This is a genomic window from Microbacterium terrae (genome assembly GCF_017831975.1).
GTDB classification, from domain to species: Bacteria; Actinomycetota; Actinomycetes; order Actinomycetales; family Microbacteriaceae; genus Microbacterium; species Microbacterium terrae.
In genome coordinates this window covers 681,020-707,374 of sequence record NZ_JAFDSS010000001.1, presented here as the reverse complement: position 1 = coordinate 707,374, position 26,355 = coordinate 681,020, and the positions used below count along the sequence as shown (strand labels likewise).

Sequence of the window (26,355 nt, the reverse complement as noted above, 5' to 3'; positions counted from 1 at the left end):
GCCGTCGTGCTGTATCCCGGGGAGGATCCATGCCGGACGCACTGAGCATCACCGCGAGCAGCGTCGACCCCGGGTTGCTGACGCTGCCGTGGGCGACGCCTCTCGCCGAGTGGCCGTCGAACACGATCGTCTACCTCCCCAAGGGCATCTCGCGCCACCTGGTGCGCTTCGCGAACCTGTCGGGGCGGGTGGTGGCCATCAAGGAGACCACCGCCGAGATGGCGCGGCGCGAGTACGACATGCTGGGCAACCTCGCCCGTCTCGACGTGCCGTGCGTCGAGCGGGTGGCGGTGATCGCCGGTCGAACGGATGCCGACGGCACGGCGCTGCCCGCGGCGCTCGTCACCGCGCATCTGAAGTTCTCGCTCCCCTACCGGGCGCTGTTCACACAGGTGCTGCGGCCCGACACGGCCACGCGGCTGGTCGATGCACTCGCCGCGCTCCTCGTGCGGCTGCACAACGTGGGCTTTTTCTGGGGCGACGTCTCGCTGTCGAACACCCTCTTCCGTCGCGACGCGGGCGCCTTCGCTGCGTACCTGGTCGACGCCGAGACCGGCGAGCTGCACGAGAGCGGTCTCACGCCCGGCCAGCGCGCCCATGACCTCGACGTCGCGCGCACCAACATCGCCGGCGAGATCATGGACCTCGAGGCGGGCGGCCGACTCGAGGGCGGCGTCGACGCCGTCGCCATCGCCGACGGGATCGTCTCGTCGTACCACTCGCTGTGGGCGGCGCTCACCGACACCGAGACGTTCCGCTCCGACGAGGCGTGGCGCCTCACCGAACGCGTGCAGCGGCTGAACGCGCTCGGCTTCGACATCGGTGAGATGTCGATCCAGACCACCGCCGACGGCACGAAGGTGTCGATCCAGCCGAAGGTTGTCGACGCCGGGCATCACCAGCGGCGCCTCCTGCGCCTGACCGGGCTCGACGTCGAGGAGAACCAGGCCCGGCGCCTGCTGAACGACCTCGACGAGTTCCGCGTGCGCGTCTCACGCCTCGGCGATGACGAGGAGATGGTCGCCCACGAGTGGCTGACGCGCGTCTTCGAGCCGGTCGTGAAGGCGATCCCGTGGGATCTGCGGGCCAAGCTCGAGCCCGCCGAGGTGTTCCACCAGCTGCTCGAGCACCGCTGGTACCTGTCGCAGGCGAAGGGCAAGTCGGTGCCGCTCGCCGAGGCGCTCTCGAGCTACATCGACGATGTGCTGCGCCACCGCCGCGACGAGGCGACCCTGATGGGACCGCCGACCGAGACGGTTCCGCTGACGGTCATCACCTCGGCGATCCCGATCGTCGACGACGCGGACGACGTCGACTGGCGCGATCTCGTCTGAGATCGCGCCGGAGCGGGCTCAGTATCCGACGGCGAACCGCTCGCGCGAGTGCTTCGGGGTCTCGATCTCGTCGACGACGGCGACCGCGAGATCCGCGCCCGAGATGTACGACTCGCCCTCGGCATCCACGACGAGCACGTCTCCGCCGTCGCGGTACGACCCGGTGCGCTCCCCCGGGTTCCAGACGCCGAAGCCGCCGGCGGGGTGGACGTAGAACCAGTCGTGGCCGAAGTCCGACGTCTGCAGGTCTTCGAGGATGCCGATCGCCTCGAGCGCCTCGGGCTTGTACTCCTCGGTGAACGACGCCTGGTCGACGAGACGCTCCCCGCCCGGGGCGATCAGGCTGCCGCCGGCGCCGCCGATGACCCCGACGCGCACCTCGGTCGGCAGCTCGCGGACGAGTTCGCCGACGTTCGAGCGGACGTTGCCCTCCATCTCACCGCGGGCCGGAACGCTCACCACGACCGTGTCGACGCCTTCGAGGCGCGCGACCAGGTCGGACGGCGTGAGGAGCGAGCCGACGAGATACGTCGCCCCCTCCACGCGGTCGCTCGGCAGACGCCGCCCCACGGAGACGACCGTGTGTCCGCGGTCCACCGCCTCTGCGACGATGTGACGTCCGGCGTAGCCGTTTCCTCCGATGACCGCGATCCGCGCCATGGTGTTCCTCTCGTTCGGGTGATTCTCAGGGCACAAGCCGCGGCATCCGCGGTTCATTCCCGCGAATACGGATGAGACTCAGTCGCGCGCGCGGTCGCGCAGCGACGCGACCTGGTACAGGGCGACGGATGCCGCGATGCCGGCGTTGAGCGACTCGGTCGCCGCCTCGATCGGGATCGACACGATCTGGTCGCAGGTCTCGGTCACCAGGCGCGAGAGGCCCTTGCCCTCCGAGCCCACCACGATCACGACGGGACGATCGGCGAGCTCGAGCGCGGGGAGCGACACGTCGCCGCCGCCGTCGAGGCCCAGCACGAACACGCCCTGCTTCTTGAACTCCTTGAGCGTCGTCGTGAGGTTGGGCGCGAGCGCGACCGGCACCCGCGCGGCAGCGCCGGCGCTGGTCTTCCACGCGGCGCTGTTCACGCTCGCCGAACGGCGCTGCGGGAGGATGAGCCCGTGCCCGCCGAACGCGCCCGTCGAGCGGATGATCGCCCCCAGGTTGCGCGGGTCGGTGATGCCGTCGAGCGCGACGAGGAGCGGGGTCTGCCCCTTGTCGATGATCTTCTCGAGCAGGTCCTGCGGGTGCGCGTAGCTGTACGGCGGAACCTTGATCGCCACGCCCTGGTGCACGCCGTCGAAGCCGGCCATGCGGTCGAGCTCCTGACGGGTGACCTCCATGACGGGGATGTCGCGGTTCGTCGCGATCGAGAGCATCTCCTTGACGCGGTCGTCCATCTCGACGCGCTGGGCGATGTAGAACGCCGTCGCCGGGATCTTGGCGCGCAGCGCCTCGAGCACCGAGTTGCGGCCGGTGACCGTCTCGGTGTCGTCGTCCTTCTTCGCGGCGCGAGGGCGCGAGCCGCCCTGCGAGCCGCCGGGCTTGCCCTTGCCGCCCGCCGCGGCGTAGCGCTCGGCCGCGGCCTTGCGCTTGCCCGCGGGGTGCCAGGCGCGATCCTCCGCCTTCGGCGTCGGTCCGCGCCCCTCCAGCGAGCGCTTGTTCTTGCCGCCCGAACCCTTGGTGGGGCCCTTGCCGCCCTTCGCGGCGCCCGGGCGCCCCGGCTTTCCAGCCATGATCTACTCCTTCTTCCCGGGGCGGTCCCCGGTGATGTTCCAGTGGGTGGCACCGGCCGAGTCTTCGAGCACGATGCCTGCGGCGGCCACGGCGTCGCGGATGCGGTCCGCGGCTGCCCAGTCCTTGTTGGCGCGCGCGTCGGCGCGCTGGTCGATGAGGCTCTGCACGAGCGAGTCGAGGGCGGATGCCTCGGCTGCGGCGGCGCCCGATGCTGCGGCGGCCTCTGCGAGGTCGAGCCCGAGGATCGCCAGCATCCCCGCGACCTCGCCCGATGCGGTGGTCGCAGCCGCGATGTCGCCGGCATCGAGCGCGGTGTTGCCCGTGCGCACGGTCTCGTGCAGCACGGCGAGCGCCTGCGGCACGCCGAGGTCATCGTCCATCGCCCGGGCGAAGGCCTCCGGGATCGCGCCGGGGGCGACCGCCTGCGGGTCCGCGCCCGCTGCGCGCAGGACGCGCTGACGGAACGCGCGCACACGGTCGAGCGCTGCCTCGGCCTCGTCGAACGTCGAGTCGGTGATGTCGAGGCTCGAGCGGTAGTGCGCCGCGGCCAGCGCGTAGCGGATCACGAGCGCATCCCGCTCCGAGAGCACGTCGCTGGCCAGGATGAAGTTGAACAGCGACTTCGACATCTTCTGGCCGCCGACGGTGACGAGCCCGTTGTGCACCCAGTAGCGCGCGAACGGGTCGCCGGCCGCCGTCGACTGGGCGAGCTCGTTCTCGTGGTGCGGGAAGCGCAGGTCGAGTCCGCCGCCGTGGATGTCGAACTCCGGACCGAGGTAGCGGCGCGACATCGCGGAGCACTCGATGTGCCACCCCGGGCGGCCCGCACCCCAGGGCGACTCCCAGACGGCAGAAGCGGGCTCGTCGGCCTTCGCACCCTTCCAGAGGGCGAAGTCCTGCGGGTTGCGCTTGCCGCGCGGGTCGGCGTCCGCGGCGGGCTCCATGGCGTCGAGGCTCTGCCGGGTGAGCGACCCGTAGCCGGGCCACGACCGCACGTCGAAGTACACGTCGCCGGGCGCGGCGTCCCCCGCGGCGTACGCGTGGCCGGCGTCGATGAGGCGCGCGATGAGCTCCTGCATCTGCGGAATGGATGCCGTCGCCCGCGGCTCGTACGTCGGGGGCAGGATGCCGATCGCGGAGTACGCCGCGGTGAACTCGAGCTCCATGCGGTACGCGAGCGCCCACCACGGCTCGTCGGCGGTCGCGTTGGCGAGCACCTTGTCGTCGATGTCGGTCACGTTGCGCACGAACGTGACGCGACCGAAGCGGTGTGCGAGCCAGCGGCGCAGGATGTCGAAGCTCAGCGCGCCGCGGAGATGCCCGATGTGGGGCCCCGACTGCACCGTCGGGCCGCAGACGTAGATCGTGACGTTCCCGGGGTCGCTGGGCACGAAGTCGCGCAGTGCCTGCGTCTGGGTGTCGTAGAGCTGAACCGTCACCGCACCAGCCTACCGGCGGGCACCTGTGCGCCCGGGGTGTGACGCAGCCACCCGATCAGCCGGTAGAAATGTGACGTGCTGCATGTCCTCGCCGTCCTCGCCGCCGCCGTGCTCTTCGGCACCACCGGCACGTCTCAGGCCCTCGGTCCTGCCGGCACCACTCCCCTGTCGATCGGTGTGGCGCGCATGGTCATCGGCGGCACGGGCCTCGCGCTCATCGCCTTCACGCTCGCCGCCCGTCATGCCCGCAGTCCGAGCGCGTCGCCCCGCCCGCGGCTCGGCATCCGTCCGCTCGCGCTCATGGTGCTCACCGGCCTCTGCCTCGCGCTCTATCAGCCGCTGTTCTTCCTGGGCACCGAGCGCAACGGGGTCGCCGTCGGCACGGTCGTCGCGCTCGGCTCGGCGCCGATCCTCGCGGGCCTCCTGGAGTGGGCGATCACGCGGCGCCTCCCCACCCCCACCTGGATGGCGGCGACGGCGCTCGCGACGGTCGGCGTGCTCCTGCTCGGCTTCGGCGGCGAAGCCGGCGCCGACGGAACCGGTGCGGGGACCGACCCGCTCGGTCTGCTCGGTTCGGTCGGCGCGGCGGCCACCTTCGCGGTCATCGCCAACGCGCAGCGCCGGCTCCTCGACGACGGCTGGGATCCGTTCACCGTCGTGGGGGCGATGGGGGCGACATCCGCGATCATCAGCGCGGCGGTAATCCCGTTCGTCGACCTCGCGTGGCTGGCCGAGCCGCGCGGCCTCGTCATGGCGCTCTGGCTCGGCATCGCGACGATCTCGATCGCGTACGTGCTGTTCACGTGGGGGCTCTCGGGACTGACGGCGGCGACCGCGGCGACGCTTACGCTCGGCGAGCCGCTGACGGCGAGCATCCTCGGCATCACCGTGCTCGGCGAGCAGCTCTCCGCCCTCGCCATCGGCGGGCTCGCGGTGCTGGCGACCGGGCTCGCCCTCCTCGCCTGGGGGTCGCGCGCGCCCCGCGACCCGAAGCCGTTCGCCGTCGAAGGGTGATGCCCGGCTCGAGGCGGGGGAAACACACCGGCAACGCGCCGGTGCCAGACTCGTGGACGTGACCATGACCCTCGAGATCCGCGTCGACGACCTCTCCGGCGCCGACACGCAGCGCATGATCGCCCGACACCTCGACGGGATGCACGCGCTCTCGCCGGCGGAGAGCTGCCACGCCCTCGACATCGACGGCCTGCGGGATCCGTCGGTGACCTTCTGGTCGGCCTGGAGCGATGGCGAGCTCGCCGGGATCGCCGCCCTCAAGCGACTCGACGCCGATCGCGGCGAGATCAAGTCGATGCGCGTCGACGACGCGTTCCTCGGGCGCGGAGTCGGGCGGCGACTGCTGGAGCGCATCATCGACGAAGCGGTCGCGGCGGGGCTCGAGAGCCTCTGGCTGGAGACGGGATCGACGGCGGAGTTCCTTCCGGCGCGGACGCTCTACGAGCGGGCCGGCTTCACCCCGTGTGGGCCCTTCGCCGACTACCGCGAGGACCCGCTGTCGGTCTTCATGACCCTCACCCTTCGCAACGCCCCGGCGGCCGGCCGGTAGTTCCCCCTCGCACGCACCGCAGCGCGGGCTGCTTCGGGAGGAGATCCCGCGTGCGGAGGACACATGTGCGGCATCCATCCTCCCGAGGCGGAATCTCCTCCCGAAGGAGTGCGCGGCTCAGGTCCCCAGGGGGCCGCAGCCCAGGGGCCGAACGGATGCGCCGCGGCTCAGGCCCCGAAGGGGTGCGCGGCTCAGGCGGGTTCGATCAGGGCCACGGCATACGCCGCGACGCCCTCGCCCTGGCCGGTGAACCCGAGCCCGTCGGTCGTGGTGGCCGACACCGACACCGGTGCTCCGCCGAGGGCGCTTGAGAGCGCTGCCTCCGCTTCTGCCCGGCGCGCGGCGAACCGCGGCCGGTTCGCCTGGAACTGCACCGACACGTTGCCGATGCGCCATCCTGCCTCGCCGAGGATGGCACGGGTGCGCGCCAGGAAGACGGCGGCGTGCGCGCCGGCGTACTCGGGCTTGTCGGTGCCGAAGTGCATGCCGATGTCACCGAGCCCCGCCGCGGCGAGCAGCGCGTCGACGACGGCATGGGCGACCGCATCTCCGTCGGAGTGGCCCGAGAGTGCCGGCTCACCCGGCCACTCGATGCCGGCGAGCCAGAGCGCGCCCTCTCCCCCGAACGCGTGCACGTCGGTGCCGATGCCGACGCGCGGGCTCGCGTGTGGAGCTGCGAGTCGCGCCGTGCCCGCAGGGCGGGGCGACGGATGCTCCGCCACGAGCGCACGCGCGCGATCGAGGTCGTCGGGTGTCGTGACCTTGAAGGCGAGCGCATCTCCGGCCACGGCCGCGACCTCGTGGCCGGCAGCGGCGACGAGCGCAGCGTCATCGGTGAAGTCGGCAGTCGCCGAGTCGTATGCCGCATCGAGCACGTCGCGGCGGAACCCCTGCGGCGTCTGCGCGGCAGCGAGCTCGGACCGATCGACGGCTGCGACGATCTCGGCGCCCTCGACCCGCTTGATGGTGTCGACCACCGGCACGACGGGGATCGCGGCCGGCGCTCCCGCTGAGATCGCGTCGATGACGCGTTCGAACACGACGGGCGGCGTCAGGGCCCGGGCGGCGTCGTGCACCAGCACCACCTCGACATCGGCCCACAGCGCAGCGAGGCCGGCGGCGACCGACTCCTGCCGCGTCGGCCCGCCGGTGACCACGCCGACGAGGTCGCGACGATCGCCGGCGGTCGCGAGCACCTCGGTGAGCGCGTCACCCTCGCGGCCGGCCGGGGCGACGACGACCACCTGCGCCGCCGGCGCGGCGAAGACGCGCTCCAGGGCGTGGTGCAGGATCGACCTGCCGTCGAGGCCCACCAGTGCTTTGGGACCTCCGGCGCCGAGCCGGGTGCCGGAACCGGCGGCCACGACGATCACGCCGACGCGAGGGACGGGAACGATAGTCACCCCATCACGCTAGCGCCCGGCGCATACGACAGACGACGCCGGGGAGCACCCGGCGTCGTCTGTGGATATTCAGGAAGCGAGGACCTCGTCGAGGATGACGCTCGCCTTCTCCTCGTCGGTCTTCTCCGCGAGGGCGAGTTCCGACACGAGGATCTGCTTGGCCTTGGCGAGCATGCGCTTCTCACCGGCCGAGAGCCCCCGGTCCTGATCGCGGCGCCAGAGATCGCGCACGACCTCGCTGACCTTGATCACGTCACCCGAGGCGAGCTTCTCGAGATTCGCCTTGTAGCGGCGCGACCAGTTGGTCGGCTCTTCGGTGAAGGGAGCGCGCAGCACCTCGAAGACCCGATCCAGGCCCTCTTTGCCGATCACGTCGCGGACGCCGACCAGGTCGACGTTCTCAGCCGGGACCTCGATGATGAGGTCGCCCTGCGTGACGTTGAGCTTCAGGTACTTCTTGGTCTCGCCCTTGATGATTCGGTCTTTGACCTCGATGATCGTCGCCGCCCCGTGGTGGGGATAGACGACCGTCTCGCCAACCTCAAAAAGCATGGAGTTATGTCCTTTCGGCAACCTCAAGGGTACCACAGGCGAACATACGCTAAGGTTCTCCGCCCCCGACCGCGACGCTCGGGCCGGTGCCCACGACCCGGCCGCCAGAACCCCTAGAATGCAATGGTGTCGTCATCCGTCCTGGGAGGATCCGTGAAACCGCGCCTCATCGCGTCGCTCGCCGTCTGCGCCGCACTCGCCCTCGCCACGACGGGCTGCAGCATGATCTCGCCGCAGGCGACCACCATCGCCTACTCGGCCGCCGACGGCGTGAATGTGCCCGACTCCGGTCCGGTGCAGGTGCGCAACGCCTTCATCGTCGCGACCGAGGACGGTGCGCAGGGCAACCTCATCGCCGCCTTCGTCAACGACACCGACTCGAGTGAGACCGTCACCATCGAGGTCGGCGACAGCGGCGCCGACACCATCACGGTGCGCATCCCCGCTCGCACCACCGTCAGCCTCGGCGCCGACGAGCCACCGATCCTCATCGAGGCGCTCGACACGCTTCCCGGTGCCGACACCCCCGGCCACTTCCAGTCCGGCGACGCCGAGGGCTCGCTCGCGTCGCTCCCGGTGCTCGACGGCAGCCTGCCGTACCTCACCGACCTGGTCCCCGAGGCGGCCGTCGCGGAGTGACCGCCCCCTGAACGAACGAAGACGCCGCGCCCCGAGGGACGCGGCGTCTTCGCGTGTGGGGCGACCGAGGCGGGTCAGCCCTCGAAGCGGTAGCCCAGGCCGCGGACGGTGACGAGCATCGTCGGTGAGCCGGGGTTCTCCTCGATGCGCGAGCGGATGCGCTTGATGTGCACATCGAGCGTCTTCGTGTCGCCGAAGTAGTCGCTGCCCCACACCCGGTCGATGAGCTGGCCGCGGGTGAGCACACGGCCGGCGTTGCGCATCAGCACCTCGAGCAGCTCGAATTCCTTGAGCGGCATGTTGATCTCAGAGCCGTCCACGGCGACCGTGTGGCGATCGATGTCGAGCACGACCCGACCGCCTTCGAGCACGCGCTCGTCGAGGTCCTCGTCCACCTGCGCGAAGCGCCGCAGCACCGCCCGCATGCGTGCGAGCAACTCGCGCGACGAATAGGGCTTCGTGACGTAGTCGTCGGCGCCCAGTTCGAGCCCCACGACGATGTCCACTTCGGAGTCCTTGGCGGTGAGCATGATGACCGGCACCGACGACGTGGCGCGGATCTGCCGGCAGACCTCGGTGCCGGGCATCCCGGGCAGCATGAGGTCGAGCAGCACGATGTCGGCGCCGCGCTCGCGGAACGCGGCGAGCGCGGTGGGGCCGTCTTCCGAGATCTCCACCTCGTAGCCCTCTCGGCGGAGCAGGTAGGCGAGCGGGTCGGCGAGATCTGGTTCATCCTCGACGATCAGGACGCGGGTCATGACGGTACTCCGTTCTGGGTGGTGCCGGCGACGCTCGGCGCGTCGCGCTTGCGGCGGCGCTTCTTCTTGCGCGGCGCCTCGTCTGCGGGTGCCGCGACCTGCGGCAGGCGGATGGTGAACGTGGATCCGCGGTCGGGGCGCGACCACAGCGTGACCTCTCCGCCGTGTCGCTGGACCGCGTGCTTGACGATCGACAGGCCCAGCCCGCTGCCGCCGGTGCGGCGGGCACGGGCGGGATCGGCGCGGTAGAAGCGCTCGAAAACGCGGGCCTGATCACGCTCGGAGATGCCGATGCCGCGGTCGGTGACGGCGATCTCGACGATGCCGTCGACGGACTTCACGCCGATCCCGACACGCTCGCCGCTCGGCGAGTAGACGATCGCGTTGGCGATCAGATTGCCGACCGCCTCGCTCAGCACCTGCGCGTCGCCGTGCACGTACAGCCCGCGCTTGCCGCCGCGCAGCATCTCGACCCCGGCGGACTCCGCCTGGATGAGGTGGGCGTCGACCGCCGAAGCGACGACCTCGTCCACCGAGAGCGTGCGCATCTGTGTGAGCTCGTCTGCGGCCTGCAGCCGCGAGAGATTCATGATGCGCGAGGTCAGCAGTGCCAGGCGGTTCGCCTCCGCCGTCAGGCGGCTCGCGAAGATCCGCACCTGCGGCGGATCGTCGGCTGCCGACTCGATGGCCTCGGCGAGGAGCGTCACGGCGCCGACGGGGGTCTTCAGCTCGTGGCTGGTGTTGGCGACGAAGTCGCGACGCATCTCCTCGACGCGCTCGCGCTCGGTGATGTCGCGGAGCACGAGCAGGATGAGTCGGGGCGAGATCCGAGTGGCGCGGACCGAGACGAGCCGGGGCTCGGCGGGCGGCGCTCCGCGGCGCAGGCGCATGGTCTCGGTGGTCGACGCCTCTGCAGTGCGCGCGGTGCGCACGAGCGCGCGCAGCTGATCGCCCGGCAGCGTCGCCCCTTCGCCGAGGCCGAAGGGGGCAGCAGCGCTGGAGGATGCTCGGACGATGAAGGATGCGTCGCTGACGGCGACGGCGTCATCCATGCCGTGCATCACCTCGCGCACGCCGTCGGGGATCTCGAGCGAGGTCTCCGCCCGCGCGCGGTCTCGTGCACGGAGCGAGAGCACCACCACCGCCGAGACGGAACCGCCGATGATGACTCCCGCGAGCAGGGCGAGCAGCGCGAGCTGCGTCGTATCCATGGCACCAGAGTAGAGGGCGGGTGAACGCCCGGATCACCACCTGCTGTGGAACGACCGGGGCGGCCCGGTACTATTCACCGCGGCGGCACCGTCCGTTAACCTTCGCTGGCGACAATCGCGGAGGTCCGACGGGCGCGTGCGCGCTCGGAATCAGAAAGGTGCGTCCGGATGCGCGAAGTCTTCCACCAGTCCCTCGAGGACGTCCAGGGGCGTCTCGTCGAGATCGCTGAGCTCGTGACGGTGGCGATCGACAAGGCGACGCGGGCCTTCGGCACGAGCGACGTGTCGCTCGCCGAAGAGGTCATCGAGGCCGACGCCGTGATCGATGACAAGGCCGGCGAGCTCGACGAGCTCGCCATCGAGATCCTCGCCCGCCAGCAGCCGGTCGCGCGCGACCTGCGCATCGTCGTGAGTGCACTGCGCATGAGCGCGTCGCTCGAGCGCATGGGCGACATCGCCGAGCACATCGCCCAGCTCACCCGCATGCGCTTCCCCGAGCGCGCGATCCCCAAGGGGCTCAAGTCGACGTTCCTCAAGATGGGCGAACTCGACGTCGAGGCGGCGCGCAAGCTCGCCGAGCTGCTGCGGACGCAGGACGGCGACCTGATCGACGAGATCCGCAACGCCGACGACGCGCTCGACGAGCTGCACGTCTCGGTCTTCGAGAAGGTGCTCAGCGACAGCTGGCAGGGCGAGGCGTCTGCCACCGTCGACGCGACGCTCGCGAGCCGCTACCACGAGCGCTTCGGCGACCACGCCGTCTCCGTCGCGAAGAAGGTCGCCTACCTCTCGACCGGCGAGTGGACGGCGGCCACCGACGCGCTCGACATCGTCACGGTCGAGCAGTAGCACTCACGCAGCAGCGTTCCAGCACACGTCAGAGAGCGGATGCCCCCGGGGGGAGGCATCCGCTCTCTGTCGTTCTCGGGTGAGGCGTCAGGCCTTGCCCTGGTTCGCCACTGCGGCGGCGCCTGCTGCGGCGGCCTCGGGGTCGAGGTACTCCCCCGGGCCGAGCGGAACCAGGTTCTCGTCGAGCTTGTAGACGAGCGGGATGCCGGTGGGGATGTTGAGCTCGGCGATGTCGGCGTCGCTGATGCCGTCGAGGTGCTTCACGAGGCCGCGCAGCGAGTTGCCGTGCGCCGTCACGAGCACGGTCTTGCCGGCCTGAAGGTCGGGCACGATGTCGCTGTGCCAGTACGGCAGCATGCGGTCGATGACGAGCTTGAGCGACTCGGTGTGGGGAACCTCGCCGTCGATGCCCACGTAGCGCGGGTCGCCGACCTGGCTGTACTCGTCGTCGGCGGGGAGCGCGGGCGGCGGCACGTCGAACGAGCGGCGCCAGAGCATGAACTGCTCGTTGCCGAATTCTTCGAGGGTCTGCGCCTTGTCCTTGCCCTGCAGCGCACCGTAGTGGCGCTCGTTGAGGCGCCAGGTGCGCTTGACGGGGATCCACAGCCGGTCGGCGGTGTCGAGGGCGATGTTCGCGGTCTGGATGGCGCGGCTGAGGAGCGAGGTGTGCAGCACATCGGGGAGGATGCCGGACTCGGCGAGCAGCTCGCCGCCGCGAGCGGCCTCGGCCTTGCCCTGGTCGGTGAGACGGACGTCGACCCAGCCGGTGAACTGGTTGGTCTTGTTCCACTCGCTCTGGCCGTGTCGGAGGAGGATCAGCGTGTAGGGCGCGGTCATGCGCCCCATGATATCGGCGGCGGGTGTCCACACCGTCGCCGATGTCGTCGCCCGGGCGCGCCCTCGGTGCGGCTGGCATCATGGAGGGATGCCGCGCCCCCGCTCGCCCGTCGGGCAGATCACCCGCGGCACGACCGGCACCAATCGCCTGCGCCGCGTCGACCGCTGGATCGCGGTGCACCCGGCACTGCGGCGCGCGGCGGACCCGTTCGTGGTCGATCTCGGCTACGGCGCGAGCGCGGTCACCACGCTCGAGCTCGAGGCCCGGCTGCGCCGCACTCGCCCCGACGTCGAGATCGCAGGGCTCGAGATCGATCCGGCACGGGTGTCGGGCGCGAACGAGACCCTCGCCCGCGTGCGCGCCGGCGAGACGCCCTTCGCCGCCGATTCCCGCGTCACCTTCGCACTCGGCGGCTTCGAGGTTCCCACCGCGCGTCGACCGGCCGTCATCCGCGCCTTCAACGTGCTGCGCCAGTACGACGAGACGGGCGTGGCTGACGCCTGGGCGGCGATGACCGCCCGGCTCGCGCCCGGCGGCATCCTCGTCGAAGGCACCTGCGACGAGATCGGCCGTGTGAGCACCTGGGTGTGCCTCGGCTCCGACGGGGCACCGCAGACTCTCACCCTGTCGCTGCGGCTCGCCGGGCTGGAGCATCCGTCGATCGCCGCGGAGCGGCTCCCCAAGGCCCTCATCCACCGCAACGTGCCGGGTGAGCGCGTGCACGCGCTGCTTGCCGCGCTCGACGCCGAGTGGGAGCGCTCGGCGGCAGTCGCGCCCTTCGGACCGGTGCACCGCTGGCGCACGGCTCTCGACGCCCTGGTCTCCGCCGGGTGGCCCGTGCGCGAGCGCGCCCGGTGGCGGCTCGGCGAGCTGACCGTGCCATGGAGCGCAGTCGCGCCCGCGGCATGAGACGCGGCGCCTGACCGGGCGGGATGCTTCGGACCCGGGTCGCCCCGCTCAGATGCGCGGGATGACCCCGCGCGCCTCCTCCTGGGTGAGCCCGGATGCCGTCAGGAGGTCGACGGCGAGCGGCCGGAGCCCGGCGATGAGATGCAGCCCGCCCTGCGACGCCGCCGGGGCGACCGCAGCGGGATCGAGATGCTCCCCGACCGCACGGAGCGCGGCCTGAGCCGCGGGGACCAGCGAGATGTCGTCGAGCGAGTCGCCCAGCACACGCGTCGCCGCGGCGAGCTCGGCCAGAAGCGTCGCGGTCACCGGGCGGCTGCGCCCGTCGTCGTTGAGGTAGCTCACCCGGCGGGCGACCACCCGGAGGTTGCGGATGGCGTAGTCCATCGACTGCCGCATGCGCTCCAGGCGCTCGAGCTCCTCGCGCTGACGGCGCAGCCACGGGGAGATGCGCGCGATCGCCAGCCCCGACTCGAGCGACGACCGCCAGTCGTCGACGAGCGGCTGCATCCCGCGCGCCTTCTCGAGGCCCCGCTCGGCGCGCACCCGATCGCCGCGCTGCAGCGCCTGCACGACGGTGAGCGCCGCCGCATCGAACCCCGCGAAGACGGCGCGACCGTCGCGCAGGGCCTGGCGGAGCGGATTGCGCGGGATGAGCGCCGTGACGAGCAGGGCGGCGACGCCGCCGATGACCCCGTCGTAGAGACGCAGGAAGGGCGTCGGCGACGGGATCACCAACACGATGATCGACTGGATCGCCGCGGCGATCGCGAAGCTGGCCTGCGGTGAGAGGAACCGCGCCACGACGAGGGTGGCGCCGAGCCCCACCGCGAACTGCCACAGCCCGATGCCCGCGACGAGCAGCAGCCCCTCGGCGACGAGGATGCCGACCAGCATCCCGATGACGGTCTCGAGCACCCGGCGCGGACGCGCGTCGCGCACGAGTCCGAGGCTCGATACCGTGACGGTCGCCGCGAGCAGGGGCGCGGGGTGGCCGAGCACGTAGGCCGCCACCGAGTACGCGGCCGTGGCCGCGACCACGATCTGCACGATCGGGATCGCGGAGTCGCGCACGCGCCGCACGGCCGGACGCGGATCCACGCGCGCCCGCCACCCCGTGGGGATGACCGTGGTCGGGGGCGGCGCGCCGCCGGTCATGTCGCGGCGCGCCGGCGTCCCAGCCGCGGCAGACGCGGTACGTTCGCGGTCGCACCCGCGGCCGGGGGCACGATCGTCTCGGCGGTCGCGGCGATCGGCGTGCCGTCGACGTCGATCTCGAGCGCGGCATCCTCCGGCGTCGAGCGACGGACCACCGCGAGGGCGATCGGCCCCTCCTCGTAGTGGAGTGCGGCGGAGGTGACGACTCCGACCACGTCGTCACCCAGGCGCACCTCGGCGCCCGGCGCGGGGAGCACGCTGTCGCTGCCGTCGAGCTGGAGTGAGACCAGCCGACGCGGCGGGTGGCCGAGGTTGTGCACCTTCGCGACGGTCTCCTGCCCGCGGTAGCACCCCTTCGCGAGGTGCACTGCGGTGCGCATCCAGTCGAGCTCGTGCGGGATCGACCGCTCGTCGACCTCCCGCGCGCGGCGTGGACGCCACGCGGCGATCCGCAGCGCGTCGGCTGCGAGCAGACCGGCGAGGGCGACGTCGCCCGCGGCAGCGCGCTCGGCGATGTCGCGTTCCACGTCGCGCGGGACGATACCCTCGGCCCAGTCGCGCTCCGCCCCGGGGTGGGGTTCGGCGGCGGCGTACCCGAATCCGCCCGCGCTCACTCCCGGCCACGGGTCGATCCACACGAGCGGAACGCCCGCAGGCGACGCGACGGCGACCTCGGCGAGCGCGGCGGCGGTGCCGCCGATCACGGCGAACTCCTCGGATGCGTCTCGCGGGTCGACGCGCAGGCGGAACCGCATCCGTCGGAGCCAGGCCAGCAGTCCCTCGGCGTCCCCGCGGTCGACGATCAGCCACGTGGTCTCGCCGTCGTCGAGGACGGATGCCGCGTGCTCGATGCGCCCCTGCGGGTCGAGCACGAGCAGCTCGGTGCTCTCCCCCGGCGCCAGCATCGCGAGCGACTGCGAGGTGAGCGAGTCGAGCCAGCTGCGGCGATCCTCACCAGGAACGGCGAGCACCGCGCGGTCGTCGAGCGGTGCGATCGCGACGCCCGAGGCGAGCGCCCGCTGCTCGGCGAGGGGGCTGCCGAGGTGCTGGAGCCCGTCGTCGTCGACGACGGCGCCGGGCACGGCGGCGAACGGGGAGGCCATCACTCGGCCCGCGCCAGGCGCGCCGACGCGTGCGAGGCGAGCTCGTGGCCGAGGGCCGCGACATCCCACGCCCACAGCAGGTGGCCGTCGACCAGGCCGTACATGCGGGTGGCGGCGGCGTACGGCTTCGCACCGGCCGGGCGCACCACGGCGTCGGTGGCGATGTCGATGCGGGGGCCTGCGATCTGACCGAGATACAGCTCGCTGATCCCATCGGAGTGCACGAGCGCCGCCTCGATGTCGAACGCGCCTGCGGCGTTGCGCAGCGACTCGACGTCGTCGGCGGTGCGGGTCTGCGCGGGCGCCGCGGGCGGGAGCAGCCCCGGCCCGGCGTCGGAGGCGGAGGCCGCACGGGAGAGGCGCCAGTAGCCCATCTCCGAGACGAGCGGACGCCCCGCACCCTCGGCATCCTGGTACCAGGCGGTGGCCGAGTAGTTCAGATGGTCGCCGCCGTCATGGCTGAAGCTCACGCGGTGCGTGAACTCCACGGACTCGGCGTGCTCGCCGTAGTCGATGACGCCCGTGCCCTCCCAGACCCCCACGAGCCAGGAGAGCGGAACGAGGTCGGCAGGAAGATCGGTCGGCAGATCCCACACGATCGGCTCGTCAGCGCTGGCCGCGGTACAGGTTCTTCACGACCACCACGGACACGAAGGCGATGGCGAGGCTCGCGAGGCCGAGGAGTCCCACGAAGAACAGTTCGAGCGCGACGAGATTCATGGCGTCAGTCTAGTCCGACTTCGCCGGTCGGTCGGCGGATGCCCGTCGAGCGCGCTACCCGGGGATGACGGCGGCGAGACCGAACCCGAGGCTGATGACGCCCATCACCACGAGAGCACCCAGCACGCTCGCCGCGACGCGCTCGGTGAATCCCTGCGATCGTCCGGTGCGGAGCTGAATGGCGAAGGCGAGGAGGAGGCACGCGCCGAGTCCGACGGCGAGCCACTGGGCCCGCGCATCCGCGCCCACGACGAGACCGATGAAGACGGCGAGGACCGCCGCGCACACCCACACCGCGACGATGCCGCCGAACGTGCGGCGTGGAGCCAGAGGAGGCGTGCTCATCCCCCCATTGTCGCTCACGGGAGCCCGGGCGTGGGAACCGGATCGCGAGCCGGTCCCGAGGCGCCCCGACCGTCATGATGACGCGTGGCGGCGGATGCATGCCCGCCTACGCCGTACACTGGGGGGCACGGCGCGACCCCCCGTGCCGGAAAGGCGACGCATTGGCACAGCTTCTGGTCCTGAGCTCCGCGCAGGGAGGGGGCCCCGTCCTGCCCTCGCTCGAGCTGCTGAGCCACCGAGTGCGCCAGATCCCTGCGGAGCCTGCGCAACTGGTGAACGCCCCCAGCGCGGACATCATCTTCGTCGACGCGCGCGTCGACCTCGTCGGCGCGAAGTCGCTCTGCAAGATCCTCAACACGACCGGTCTCGACGCGCCTCTGCTGCTCGTGGTCACCGAGGGCGGCCTCACCGCCGTGTCGACGGACTGGGGCGTCGACGACGTCATCCTCGTCACCGCCGGTCCTGCCGAGGTCGACGCCCGCGTGCGGCTCGCGATCGGCCGCCAGAGCGCCGAGCAGGTGTCGACGCGCATCCAGACGTCGGGCATCACCATCGACGAGTCGTCGTACTCGGCGAAGGTCCACGGCAAGCCGCTCGACCTCACCTACAAGGAGTTCCAGCTCCTCCACTTCTTCGCGACCCACCCGTCGCGGGTGTTCACGCGCGAGCAGCTGCTCAGCGAGGTCTGGGGCTACGACTACTTCGGCGGCACGCGCACGGTCGATGTGCACGTGCGCCGCCTGCGCGCCAAGCTCGGCGACCTCGAGCAGCTCATCGGCACGGTGCGAAACGTCGGGTACCGCTTCAACGTCTACGAAGACGACCAGCTGCCCGCGCCGCGCGAGCGCACCGACGCCTGACGGCACGCGCCGAGCGTCATCCGTTTGCCGACGCAGTTCACACGCACGTCACCTCTCACTGCAATGATGAGGGGATGATCGAACAGGACGTGCTCGACGCCGGGCTCGGCGACGCGGATGACGACGACTTCGACCTCGAGGAAGCCTTCGACTCGCAGCTGCCCGACCATCGCTATCTCGACCGCGAGGTCAGCTGGCTGGCGTTCAACCAGCGGGTCCTCGAACTCGCCGAGGATCCCGCCCTTCCCGCGCTGGAGCGCGCGAACTTCCTGGCGATCTTCGCGAGCAACCTCGACGAGTTCTTCATGGTCCGCGTCGCCGGACTCAAGCGCCGCATCGTGACCGGGCTCGCCGTGCCGACCAACGTCGGCCGCGCACCGGCCGACGTGCTCGCCGACATCTCGGCCGAGTCGCACCTGCTGCAGCTGCGCCACGCCGCCGCGTGGACCGAGCAGGTGCGGCCGGCGCTCGCCGACGCCGGCATCGAGATCCTCACCTACGAGGCGCTCACCGACGACGAGCGCGCCACGCTCTACGAGTACTTCCAGGCGCAGGTGTTCCCGGTGCTGATGCCGCTGGCCGTCGACCCCGCCCACCCCTTCCCCTACATCTCGGGGCTCTCCCTCAACCTCGCCATACGCATCCGCAACGCCCGCACCGGGCGCCAGGAGTTCGCGCGCCTCAAGGTTCCGCCGATGCTCCCCCGGTTCGTCGACCTTCCCGCGGAGGGATCGGCGGTGCGCCGCCTCCCGCTCGAGGACCTGATCTCGAACCACCTCGACGACCTCTTCCCCGGCATGGAGGTGCTCGACCACCACGCCTTCCGTCTCACGCGCAACGAAGACGTGATGATCGAGGAGGACGAGAGCGAGAACCTCATCCAGGCCCTCGAGGCCGAGCTGCTGCGTCGGCGGTTCGGACCGCCCATCCGCCTCGAGATCACCGACGACATGGACGACGTCACGCTCGACCTGCTCATCACCGAGCTCGACATCACGGCGCAGGAGGTCTACCGCCTCCCCGGTCCGCTCGACCTGCGCGGCCTGTTCGACCTGTCGCGCATCGACCGTCCCGACCTGCGGTTCAAGCCGCACCTGCCGACGACGACGACGGCCTTCCAGCCGGGCGACAACAACTCGCGACCCGACATCTTCGCCGCGATCCGCAAGGGCGACGTGCTGGTGCACCACCCGTACGAGTCGTTCGCGACGAGCGTGCAGGCGTTCCTCGAGCAGGCGGCGAAGGACCCGCACGTGCTCGCCATCAAGCAGACCCTGTACCGCACGTCGGGCGACAGCCCGATCGTGCAGGCGCTCATCGACGCCGCCGAGTCGGGCAAGCAGGTGCTCGCCCTCGTCGAGGTGAAGGCGCGCTTCGACGAGGCCAACAACATCGTCTGGGCGCGAAAGCTCGAGAAGGCCGGCGTGCACGTCGTCTACGGCCTGGTCGGCCTCAAGACCCACTGCAAGCTCGTCAACGTCATCCGCGAGGAAGACGGCGTGCTCCGCAGCTACAGCCACATCGGCACCGGCAACTACAACCCCAAGACCTCGCGCATCTACGAGGACTTCGGTCTGTTCACGGTCGACGACCAGGTCGGCCGCGACCTCACGCGCCTGTTCAACGAGCTGAGCGGCTACGCGATCGAGAAGAAGTTCAAGCGGCTCCTCGTCGCCCCGCTCCACCTGCGGAAGGGCCTGCTGCGCCTGATCGACAAGGAGCGCCGCAACGCCCTCGCGGGCAAGAAGGCGCGCGTGCGCATCAAGGTCAACTCGATGGTCGACGAGCAGATCATCGACGCGCTCTACCGTGCGAGCCAGGCCGGGGTGAAGGTCGAGGTGTGGGTGCGCGGCATCTGCTCGCTCAAGCCCGGTGTCGAGGGGATGAGCGAGAACATCACCGTGCGCAGCATCCTGGGCCGGTATCTCGAGCACTCGCGCCTGTTCCTGTTCGAGGGCGACGGCGACCCCGAGGTCTACATCGGCAGCGCCGACATGATGCACCGCAACCTCGACCGGCGCGTCGAAGCCCTCGTCCGCGTGACCGCGCCCGCGCACGTGAAGGAGCTCACCGACCTGTTCGACCTGGCGATGAGCGACTCCACGAGCTCCTGGCATCTGGGCCCCGACGGCACCTGGACGCGCCACAACGTCGACGAGCACGGCAAGCTGCTCCTCGACATGCAGGACAAGACGATGTCGAGTGTGCAGCGCCGCCGCCGGGCGCGGGCGGTTCGATGACCGAGACCGCCGTCTACGCAGCCGGCGGCGTCCTGTGGCGGATCGTCGACGAGAGGCTGCACGTCCTGCTGATCCACCGCACGCGATACCGCGACGTGACGCTGCCCAAGGGCAAGGTCGATCCCGGAGAGATGCTCGCCGAGACCGCCGTTCGCGAGATCTTCGAAGAGACCGGCATCCGCGTCGCACTCGGCGTGCCGGTGGGCGTCTCGCGCTATCGGCTCCCCAGCAAGCGCACGAAGATCGTGCACTACTGGGCCGCGGAGGCGACGGAGGATGCGATCCGCGCGAGCGCGTTCGTGCCGAACCGCGAGATCGCCGCGCTCGAGTGGGTGCCGGTGAAGAAGGCCCGCAAGCGGCTCAGCTATCCGGTCGACGTCGAGATCATCGACCATTTCCTCCGCCTCGTCGACGAGCGGGTGCTGCGCACGTTCCCCCTCATCGTGCTGCGCCACGCGAAGGCGCTCGCCCGCGACGACTGGGAGGGGAAGGATGCCGCGCGGCCACTGGCCCCCCGTGGCCGCAAGCAGGCGAAGGCGATCGTGGGTCCCCTTCTCGCCTTCGGCGCGAACCGCATCGTCACGAGTCCGGCCGAGCGGTGCATGAAGACGGTGAAGCCGCTCGCTGCCGCGGTGGGCCGCACGCCCGACACGTCGAAGCTGATCAGCCAGGACGCGTGGGAGGTCGGCGAGTCCGACGCCCGCACCGTGGTCGGCGATCTCGTGCGCGCCCGTCGCACCGCCGTGGTGTGCAGTCACGGCCCCGTGCTCCCCGAGATCCTCACCGAGATCGCCCTGGCGACGGGAACGCTGCGCGGCTCGTACCTCGGCAGCGCGTCTGCACTGGACCCCGCGGCCTTCTCCGTCGTGCACCTGTCGGTCGACAACCCCGGGTCGGGGATCGTCGCGATCGAGACGCACGTCCCGAAGGTGTGAACGGGCGCGACGCGGCGGATGCGCCGTTCACGCTGCGCTGGGCTCCGCTGGAGCCGGGGGTGGCCCGTCGCGACATCGCCTGGGCGCTGCTGCGCATGATGCTCCCCGCATCCGCTCGATTGACCAACCCCTGCGTGCACTGCGGCGGTCCGCACGGCGCGGTGCGGATCGCGGGAGCCGACGCCGTGGCGAGCGTGACCTACACCGGCGGCTTCGCCGTCGTCGCGACGGCGCCCCGAGCGGCGGCGGCGTCCGTCGGGATCGACGCCGAAACGGCGCAGCCGGGCGACGGCGAGAGCTACCGCGGCGTGCTCGGGCCGGGCACCGTCTCGTCGCCGCGGGAGTGGGCACGCGTCGAAGCCGCGCTCAAGGCCGACGGCCGGGGCCTGCGCGTCGATCCGGCGGGCGTCGTGGTTCGGGAGCTCCCGCTCGGCGGCTCCGGCACTCCACCGCACTGGGAGGCGTCTGTTCCCGGCGGGGGCGCGTTCTCCGGGTGGGATGCCGCAGGGCCGGCCGGCACGGTCGTCAGCGTCGCGCTGCGCCCGGCCGCGGCGGAAGCGGGGGAAGCGCCGGGTCGATGAGCCATGCGTCGAGGAGCGCGGTGTGCGGTGCGCCGCTGACGCTCTCGACGCACAGGCGGAAGTCGGCGGTCGTCGCCAGCAGGTGGCGGTGGCGCGTCGTCCAGTGCCGGATCAGGTCGCCGAACGCCTCGGTGCCCAGCGTGCGCCGCAGCGCCTCGAGCGTGAGCGCACCGCGCTTGTAGACCCGATCGTCGAACATGAGGTCGGGACCCGGATCGCCGAGCACGAGATCCTGCGGCAGAGCCCGCAGCCGCGCATGGTGCTCGTCGGCGAGGTCGGCGATCGTCGGGCCGCCGGATGCCTCCGACCACAGCCACTCCGCGAAGCACGCGAACCCCTCATTGAGCCAGATGTCGCTCCAGGTGGCGAGGCCGACGCTGTTGCCGAACCACTGGTGCGCGAGCTCGTGCGGGATGAGCCGGGCGGTGTCAGCGCCCAAGTGGTTCGACCCGAACACGACGAGGCCCTGCGCCTCGAGGGGGATCTCGAGAGGGTCGTCGGTCACGACCACCGTGCAGGTGTCCTGCGGGTAGGGGCCGAACGCCGACTCGAAGGTGTCGAGGATGCGCGGCACGTCGGCGAATGCCCGTTCCACCGATGCGCGCAGCCTCGGCGGGTGGACGTACTCGACCCGGCCCTGCGATGAACTGCGGTAGCGCCCGATGTGCACCGCGGCGAGGTAGGTGGCCGTCGGATTCTCCGAGACGAAGGTCCACCGCATCCGCCCGCCCAGACGCACGGGCGGCTCCGCCACTCCGGTCGCCGCGACGACGTACTCGGCCTCGGTGGTCACCGAGATCCGCATGCGGGCCCGGTCGTCGGGACGGTCGTTGCAGGGGAACCACGTCGGCGCGCCGACGGGCTGCGATGCGACGAGCACGCCGTCTTCGAGCTCCTCCCACCCGAGGGTGCCCCAGCGGGTGCGCCGGGGGTGCGGCATCCCCGCGTAGACGACCTCGACCGAGAACGCCTCGCCGGGCTCCATGGTCCGCGGCAGGCCGACGCGCACGGCGCTCGTGCTCTGGCGGTACGTCGTGCGGGGATCACCGTCCACCCGCACGCGGCTCACGCGCAGACCGATGAGGTCGAGCGAGATCGAGCGCGTGCGCACCGCGGCGACCGCATTGACGACGGCCCGCCCCTCGAGGCGGTTCGTGCGCACGCGGTACGCGATGTCGAGGTCGTAGCTCTCGACGTCGTAGGTGGTGTCTCCGCTCCGGGGCGAATACCTGTCGGCCGTCACGATGTCGACTGGTAGGCGCGCACCGTGACCGCGCGCCACGGGCCGATCGGGTTGCCGCTCCAGCGCGAGCCGACCGGCACGGACTCGCCGCGCATCACGAGCGACGCCGGCCCCACTGTCGCGTGCGCGCCGATGGCGGCGGCGGGCAGGATCACACTGTGCGGGCCGAGGGTCGCCCCGGTCTCGAGTTCGACGGTGTCCATGCTCATGATTCGATCATGGAACAGGTGCGTCTGCACGACGCACCCCCGGTTGACGGTCGAACCGTCGCCGAGGGTGACGAGGTCGGGTTCGGGCAGCCAGTAGCTCTCGCACCACACGCCGCGGCCGATCTTCGCGCCCATCGCACGCAGCCAGACGGCGAGCGCCGGAGTTCCGGCGGCGCTCCGGGCGAACCACGGCGCGGCGACCATCTCGGTGAATGTGTCGGACACCTCGGTGCGCCACACGAAGCTCGACCACAGCGGCTGTTCGCCCGCGCGGATCGGCCCGACGATGATCCACTTCATCGCAGCGGTGATGCCTGCGGCCACCGCACCGGCGACGAGCATCACGAACCCCGACAGCACGAGGGCGACCCACACCCCCGCCCACTCCGCCAGGGCGGCGAGGGCGAACAGCACCGAAACGCCGACGGCGCACGAGACGATGACGGGGATGATGCGGCAGAGCTCCCACGCCGCGCGCGCCAGCCGCAGCCGCAGCGGCGGGTCGTACGTACGGCTCTGGTCGCCGTCGGCGGTGGTGCGCCGCAGCCGCACCGCCGGCGAGCCGAGCCACGACGAGCCGGCCTTGGCCTTCGCGGGAGCCGCGGACAGCACCGCGACCAGTCCGTCGCGGGGCACGCGGTGCCCGGGCAAGGCCATGCCGGAGTTGCCGAGGAAGGCGCGCTTGCCGATGCGCACCGGCCCGATCCGCAGCCACCCGCGCCGCAGCTCGTACGAGGCGACCATCGTGTCGTCGGCGAGGAACGCGCCGTCGTCGATCTGCGTCATCGACGGGATGAGGAGGACGGTGGATGCCTCGACGTCGCGACCCACCGTGGCGCCCAGCATCCGCAGCCATATCGGGGTGAACAGGCTCGAGTAGAGCGGGAACAGGATGGTGCGCGCGGAGTCGAGCAGGCGCTCGATCGTCCAGGCCTGCCAGCCGACGCGGCTGCGCACCGGATGGATGCCCTCCGTCAGACCGAGTGAGAGCAGTCGCACGAGCACGACGACGGCGACCGCGAAGACGGCGCCGACGGCGAGCGTCGCCGGCACGAGCCAGGCGAGCGCGGCGAGGAAGGCCTGCGCCAGTCCGTCGCTGCCGCGAAGACCCTGCGCCAGCACTGCGCCGCCCACAGCGAAGGATGCGAGGGGAAGGAGCGCGAGCAGCAGCGCCGATCCCGCATAGGCCCAGAGCCAGCGTCGTGCGGGGACCGGTGCGCCCTCCGGCCAGCCTTCGCTCGCACCGCCGACCCGCACCGCCGGCGAGCCTGCCCACGACTGGTCGGCGCGCACGCGACCGAACACGGCGGATCCGGGTGCGATCTCCGCCCGACGGCCGATCCGCGTTCCCGGTGCCAGCGTGCTGCGGGCTCCGACCGTCGCGTCGGCGCCGATGCGCACCTCGCCGATGCGCAGCAGGTCACCGTCGATCCAGTAGCCGGTGAGGTCGACCTCGGGCTCGATCGCCGCGCGGTCGCCCACCTCGAGCATCCCGGTGATCGGCGGAAGCGTGTGCATGTCGACGTCCTTGCCGATCTTCGCTCCGAGCGCGCGGCCGTACGCCTTGATCCACGGCGCGCCGGCGAGGCCCACCGCGTCGATCTGGTCGGCGATCTGCTCGGCGAGCCAGAGCCGCAGGTGCACCTGGCCGCCGCGCGGGTAGTCGCCGGGGCGCACACCGGCGAGGAGCACCCGCGCCGACACCGCGGCGATCGCCATGCGACCGAACGGCGTCGCGAACAGCACGAGACCCACGATGAGCACCGCCCACGGCACCGTCGGCAGCATCGCGAATCCGTCGAACGCGCTGAGGATGGTGCTCGCCGTCAGCAGGTAGAGCAGCCAGCGCACGCCCGACAGGATGAACAGCGGAACACCGAGCACCGTCTGCACCCACTGCGTGGCGCGCGGCGTGGGTGCCGGCATCCGGAACTCGTGGTCGTCGTCGTCGGTCAGGAACGGGCCGAGCGCCTTGGCCATGGCGCCCAGGCGCGGGACGTCGTAGATGTCGGCGACGGCGAACTCGGGAACGCGGGCGCGGATGCGCGAGACCAGCTGCGCGGCGGAGAGCGAGCCGCCGCCCAGATCGAAGAAGTCCGCCTTGCGTCCGGGCACGGGCATGCCCAGCACGGCCTGCCACTGCTCGGCGAGCCACGCCTCGGCGGGCGTGACTCCGGCGTCGGGCACCTCCACGCCGGGCAGCGGCCACGGCAGCGCCGCACGGTCGACCTTGCCCGAGGTGCGGACAGGCAGCTCGTCGACGACGGCGAGGAGCGGCACGACGGCGGCCGGCAGGCGTTCCGCGAGCAGGGCGCGGGCCGCGGTGCGGTCGAGCTCGCCGTCGACGACGAGGTAGCCGACGAGCACCGGAACGCCGGCTTCGGTGGTGCGCACGGCCGCCGTCGCGGCGGTCACACCCGGCAGATCCTGCAGCGCGGACTCGACCTCGCCCAGCTCGATGCGCCTGCCGCCGACCTTGACCTGATCATCTGCGCGCCCCTGGAACACCAGCCCCTCGGGGTCGAAGCGCACGAGGTCACCCGAGCGGTAGGCGCGATCCCAGCCGAGGGTGGGCATCGGAGCGTACTTCTCGAGGTCCTTCACCGGGTCGAGGTACCGCGCGAGGCCGACTCCGCCGATGATGAGCTCGCCGACCTCGCCGGCGGCGACCGGCTGGTCGTCGGGCCCGACCACGGCGAGGGCCCAGCCGTCGAGCGGCAGCCCGATCCGCACCGGGATCGATCCGTCGAGCGGGGCGCCGCAGGCGACCACGGTGGCCTCGGTGGGGCCGTACGTGTTCCACACCTCACGGCCCTCGCCCGCGAGCCGCGCGGCGAGCTCGGGCGGGCAGGCCTCGCCGCCGAAGATGAGGAGGCGCACGTTCTCGATGGACTCCGCCGGCCACATCGCCGCGAGCGTCGGAACGGTCGACACGACCGAGATGGTCTGCCGAACGAGCCAGGGTGCGAGATCCTCGCCCGAGCGCACGAGCGAGCGCGGTGCCGGCACGAGGCACGCGCCGTGGCCCCACGCGAGCCACATCTCCTCGCAGGAGGCGTCGAAGGCGACGGAGAGTCCCGCGAGCACCCGGTCGCCGGGGCCGAGCGGGGCGTCCTGCAGGAACATGCGGGCTTCGGCGTCGACGAAGGCCGCTGCGGAGCGGTGCGAGACGGCGACGCCCTTGGGAACGCCGGTGGAGCCCGAGGTGAAGATGATCCACGCGTCGTCGTCGGGGGTCGGCGGCGGAACCACCTCGACGGCGTGCGTGCTCGGATGCGGAGCCTCGCCGTCGAAGAGGCTCTCGTCGGCGGTCGCTGCGCCGTCGGCGGGGATATAGGCGCCGTCGCCGGCGATGATCCCCGCGACGCGGGCCTCGCCGAACACGAGGCGGGCGCGCTCGTCGGGGTCGTCGACGTCGACCGGCACGTACGCCGCACCGACCGCCATCACCCCGAGGATCGAGATGTACAGCTCCTTCGTGCCCGACGGCATCCGCACACCCACGCGGTCGCCGCGGCGCACCCCCGCCTCGTGGAGCCGCGCCGCGGTGCGGCCGACGCGCGCCATCATCTCGCGGTAGCTCAGCGCACCCGAGCCGTCGTCGATCGCCGACGACTGCGGATGCCGCGCGGTGGTCTCACGCAGGATGTCGATGAGCGTGCGCTCCGGCGGCGTGACGCCGGTGCGGTCGAGCACTGCCTGTGCGGCGCGTGCCGCCTCCCCCGTGGTCACG

General features: G+C 71.6%; 24 protein-coding genes. 10 read left to right on the top strand and 14 right to left on the bottom strand.

The window, feature by feature from the left end:
- Positions 1-29 precede the first annotated feature (29 nt).
- Positions 30-1,334 (top strand): DUF4032 domain-containing protein, encoded by a 1,305-nt coding sequence (locus tag JOD63_RS03250; protein ID WP_045275179.1) that lies wholly within the window; start codon positions 30-32, stop codon positions 1,332-1,334.
- 18 nt (positions 1,335-1,352) lie between these two features.
- On the opposite strand, the gene JOD63_RS03245 is transcribed toward JOD63_RS03250, so the two are convergent.
- The 3 genes from JOD63_RS03245 to cysS all read right to left on the bottom strand — a co-directional run bounded on the left by JOD63_RS03245 (position 1,353) and on the right by cysS (position 4,508).
- The gene (locus JOD63_RS03245; protein WP_045275180.1) at positions 1,353-1,994 is read right to left on the bottom strand and encodes an NAD(P)-dependent oxidoreductase; all 642 of its coding nucleotides are present in this window, start codon (positions 1,992-1,994) and stop codon (positions 1,353-1,355) included.
- Between the two features lie 78 nt (positions 1,995-2,072).
- Positions 2,073-3,068 (bottom strand): 23S rRNA (guanosine(2251)-2'-O)-methyltransferase RlmB, encoded by a 996-nt coding sequence (gene rlmB / locus JOD63_RS03240; protein ID WP_045275181.1) that lies wholly within the window; start codon positions 3,066-3,068, stop codon positions 2,073-2,075.
- Between the two features lie 3 nt (positions 3,069-3,071).
- On the bottom strand, positions 3,072-4,508 hold the full coding sequence (cysS, locus tag JOD63_RS03235) for a cysteine--tRNA ligase (RefSeq protein WP_045275182.1): 1,437 nt from the start codon (positions 4,506-4,508) through the stop codon (positions 3,072-3,074).
- Between the two features lie 75 nt (positions 4,509-4,583).
- Here cysS and JOD63_RS03230 point away from each other — a divergent pair, with 75 nt between their 5' ends.
- Positions 4,584-5,522, top strand: a complete 939-nt coding sequence (locus tag JOD63_RS03230; RefSeq protein ID WP_045275183.1) for a DMT family transporter — start codon at positions 4,584-4,586, stop codon at positions 5,520-5,522.
- Positions 5,523-5,586: 64 nt separating this feature from the next.
- Complete coding sequence (locus tag JOD63_RS03225; protein ID WP_045275225.1) at positions 5,587-6,072, top strand: GNAT family N-acetyltransferase; 486 nt, start codon at positions 5,587-5,589, stop codon at positions 6,070-6,072.
- A gap of 191 nt (positions 6,073-6,263) precedes the next feature.
- Here the strand turns inward: JOD63_RS03225 and ispD are convergent, their stop codons facing one another.
- Positions 6,264-7,475: a 2-C-methyl-D-erythritol 4-phosphate cytidylyltransferase gene (gene ispD / locus JOD63_RS03220; RefSeq protein WP_045275184.1), complete on the bottom strand. Its 1,212-nt coding sequence runs from the start codon at positions 7,473-7,475 to the stop codon at positions 6,264-6,266.
- 69 nt (positions 7,476-7,544) lie between these two features.
- Positions 7,545-8,027, bottom strand: coding sequence for a CarD family transcriptional regulator (locus JOD63_RS03215; RefSeq protein ID WP_045275185.1), 483 nt, complete (start codon positions 8,025-8,027; stop codon positions 7,545-7,547).
- A 126-nt stretch (positions 8,028-8,153) separates the two neighbouring features.
- On the opposite strand from JOD63_RS03215, the gene JOD63_RS03210 reads away from it, so the two are divergent.
- A complete protein-coding gene (locus tag JOD63_RS03210) occupies positions 8,154-8,666 on the top strand; it encodes a DNA modification methylase (protein WP_245617957.1) in 513 nt (170 codons plus the stop codon).
- A gap of 74 nt (positions 8,667-8,740) precedes the next feature.
- Here JOD63_RS03210 and JOD63_RS03205 read toward each other — a convergent pair whose 3' ends face one another.
- Both JOD63_RS03205 and JOD63_RS03200 read right to left on the bottom strand, forming a co-directional pair.
- Positions 8,741-9,424 carry a response regulator transcription factor gene (locus tag JOD63_RS03205; protein ID WP_045275186.1) on the bottom strand — a complete coding sequence of 228 codons (684 nt, stop codon included), beginning with the start codon at positions 9,422-9,424 and terminating at the stop codon, positions 8,741-8,743.
- Positions 9,421-10,635, bottom strand: a complete 1,215-nt coding sequence (locus tag JOD63_RS03200) for a sensor histidine kinase (protein WP_045275187.1) — start codon at positions 10,633-10,635, stop codon at positions 9,421-9,423. The genes JOD63_RS03205 and JOD63_RS03200 overlap by 4 nt, the downstream gene beginning before the upstream one ends.
- 168 nt (positions 10,636-10,803) lie before the next feature.
- Here JOD63_RS03200 and phoU point away from each other — a divergent pair, with 168 nt between their 5' ends.
- The gene (gene phoU / locus JOD63_RS03195) at positions 10,804-11,484 is read left to right on the top strand and encodes a phosphate signaling complex protein PhoU (RefSeq protein ID WP_045275188.1); all 681 of its coding nucleotides are present in this window, start codon (positions 10,804-10,806) and stop codon (positions 11,482-11,484) included.
- Between the two features lie 87 nt (positions 11,485-11,571).
- On the opposite strand, the gene JOD63_RS03190 is transcribed toward phoU, so the two are convergent.
- A complete protein-coding gene (locus tag JOD63_RS03190; protein ID WP_045275227.1) occupies positions 11,572-12,321 on the bottom strand; it encodes a phosphoglyceromutase in 750 nt (249 codons plus the stop codon).
- A gap of 88 nt (positions 12,322-12,409) precedes the next feature.
- Between JOD63_RS03190 and JOD63_RS03185 the strand changes: the two genes are divergently transcribed.
- Entirely contained in the window at positions 12,410-13,231 is an 822-nt protein-coding gene (locus tag JOD63_RS03185) for a class I SAM-dependent methyltransferase (RefSeq protein WP_045275189.1), read from the top strand.
- Positions 13,232-13,279: 48 nt separating this feature from the next.
- Here JOD63_RS03185 and JOD63_RS03180 read toward each other — a convergent pair whose 3' ends face one another.
- From JOD63_RS03180 to JOD63_RS03165, 4 genes are all read right to left on the bottom strand, one after another.
- On the bottom strand, positions 13,280-14,329 hold the full coding sequence (locus tag JOD63_RS03180; protein ID WP_084613456.1) for an FUSC family protein: 1,050 nt from the start codon (positions 14,327-14,329) through the stop codon (positions 13,280-13,282).
- 53 nt (positions 14,330-14,382) lie between these two features.
- Positions 14,383-15,489 (bottom strand): CAF17-like 4Fe-4S cluster assembly/insertion protein YgfZ, encoded by a 1,107-nt coding sequence (gene ygfZ / locus JOD63_RS03175; RefSeq protein ID WP_045275191.1) that lies wholly within the window; start codon positions 15,487-15,489, stop codon positions 14,383-14,385.
- Positions 15,489-16,085 (bottom strand): nitrobindin family protein, encoded by a 597-nt coding sequence (locus tag JOD63_RS03170; RefSeq protein ID WP_045275192.1) that lies wholly within the window; start codon positions 16,083-16,085, stop codon positions 15,489-15,491. Before JOD63_RS03170 ends, ygfZ begins: the two co-directional genes overlap by 1 nt.
- A 178-nt stretch (positions 16,086-16,263) precedes the next feature.
- On the bottom strand, positions 16,264-16,554 hold the full coding sequence (locus tag JOD63_RS03165; RefSeq protein ID WP_045275194.1) for a hypothetical protein: 291 nt from the start codon (positions 16,552-16,554) through the stop codon (positions 16,264-16,266).
- A gap of 161 nt (positions 16,555-16,715) precedes the next feature.
- Between JOD63_RS03165 and JOD63_RS03160 the strand changes: the two genes are divergently transcribed.
- The 4 genes from JOD63_RS03160 to JOD63_RS03145 all read left to right on the top strand — a co-directional run bounded on the left by JOD63_RS03160 (position 16,716) and on the right by JOD63_RS03145 (position 21,170).
- Positions 16,716-17,414, top strand: a complete 699-nt coding sequence (locus tag JOD63_RS03160; protein ID WP_045275195.1) for a winged helix-turn-helix domain-containing protein — start codon at positions 16,716-16,718, stop codon at positions 17,412-17,414.
- Between the two features lie 74 nt (positions 17,415-17,488).
- Positions 17,489-19,654: an RNA degradosome polyphosphate kinase gene (locus tag JOD63_RS03155; protein WP_045275196.1), complete on the top strand. Its 2,166-nt coding sequence runs from the start codon at positions 17,489-17,491 to the stop codon at positions 19,652-19,654.
- The gene (locus JOD63_RS03150; protein ID WP_045275197.1) at positions 19,651-20,589 is read left to right on the top strand and encodes an NUDIX hydrolase; all 939 of its coding nucleotides are present in this window, start codon (positions 19,651-19,653) and stop codon (positions 20,587-20,589) included. Before JOD63_RS03155 ends, JOD63_RS03150 begins: the two co-directional genes overlap by 4 nt.
- A complete protein-coding gene (locus JOD63_RS03145; RefSeq protein WP_052682467.1) occupies positions 20,586-21,170 on the top strand; it encodes a hypothetical protein in 585 nt (194 codons plus the stop codon). The genes JOD63_RS03150 and JOD63_RS03145 overlap by 4 nt, the downstream gene beginning before the upstream one ends.
- Here the strand turns inward: JOD63_RS03145 and JOD63_RS03140 are convergent.
- A complete protein-coding gene (locus JOD63_RS03140; RefSeq protein ID WP_052682472.1) occupies positions 21,115-22,413 on the bottom strand; it encodes a M1 family metallopeptidase in 1,299 nt (432 codons plus the stop codon). The genes JOD63_RS03145 and JOD63_RS03140 overlap by 56 nt on opposite strands.
- Positions 22,410-26,354, bottom strand: coding sequence for a Pls/PosA family non-ribosomal peptide synthetase (locus JOD63_RS03135; RefSeq protein WP_211088035.1), 3,945 nt, complete (start codon positions 26,352-26,354; stop codon positions 22,410-22,412). Before JOD63_RS03135 ends, JOD63_RS03140 begins: the two co-directional genes overlap by 4 nt.
- Between the last annotated feature and the right edge of the window lies 1 nt (position 26,355).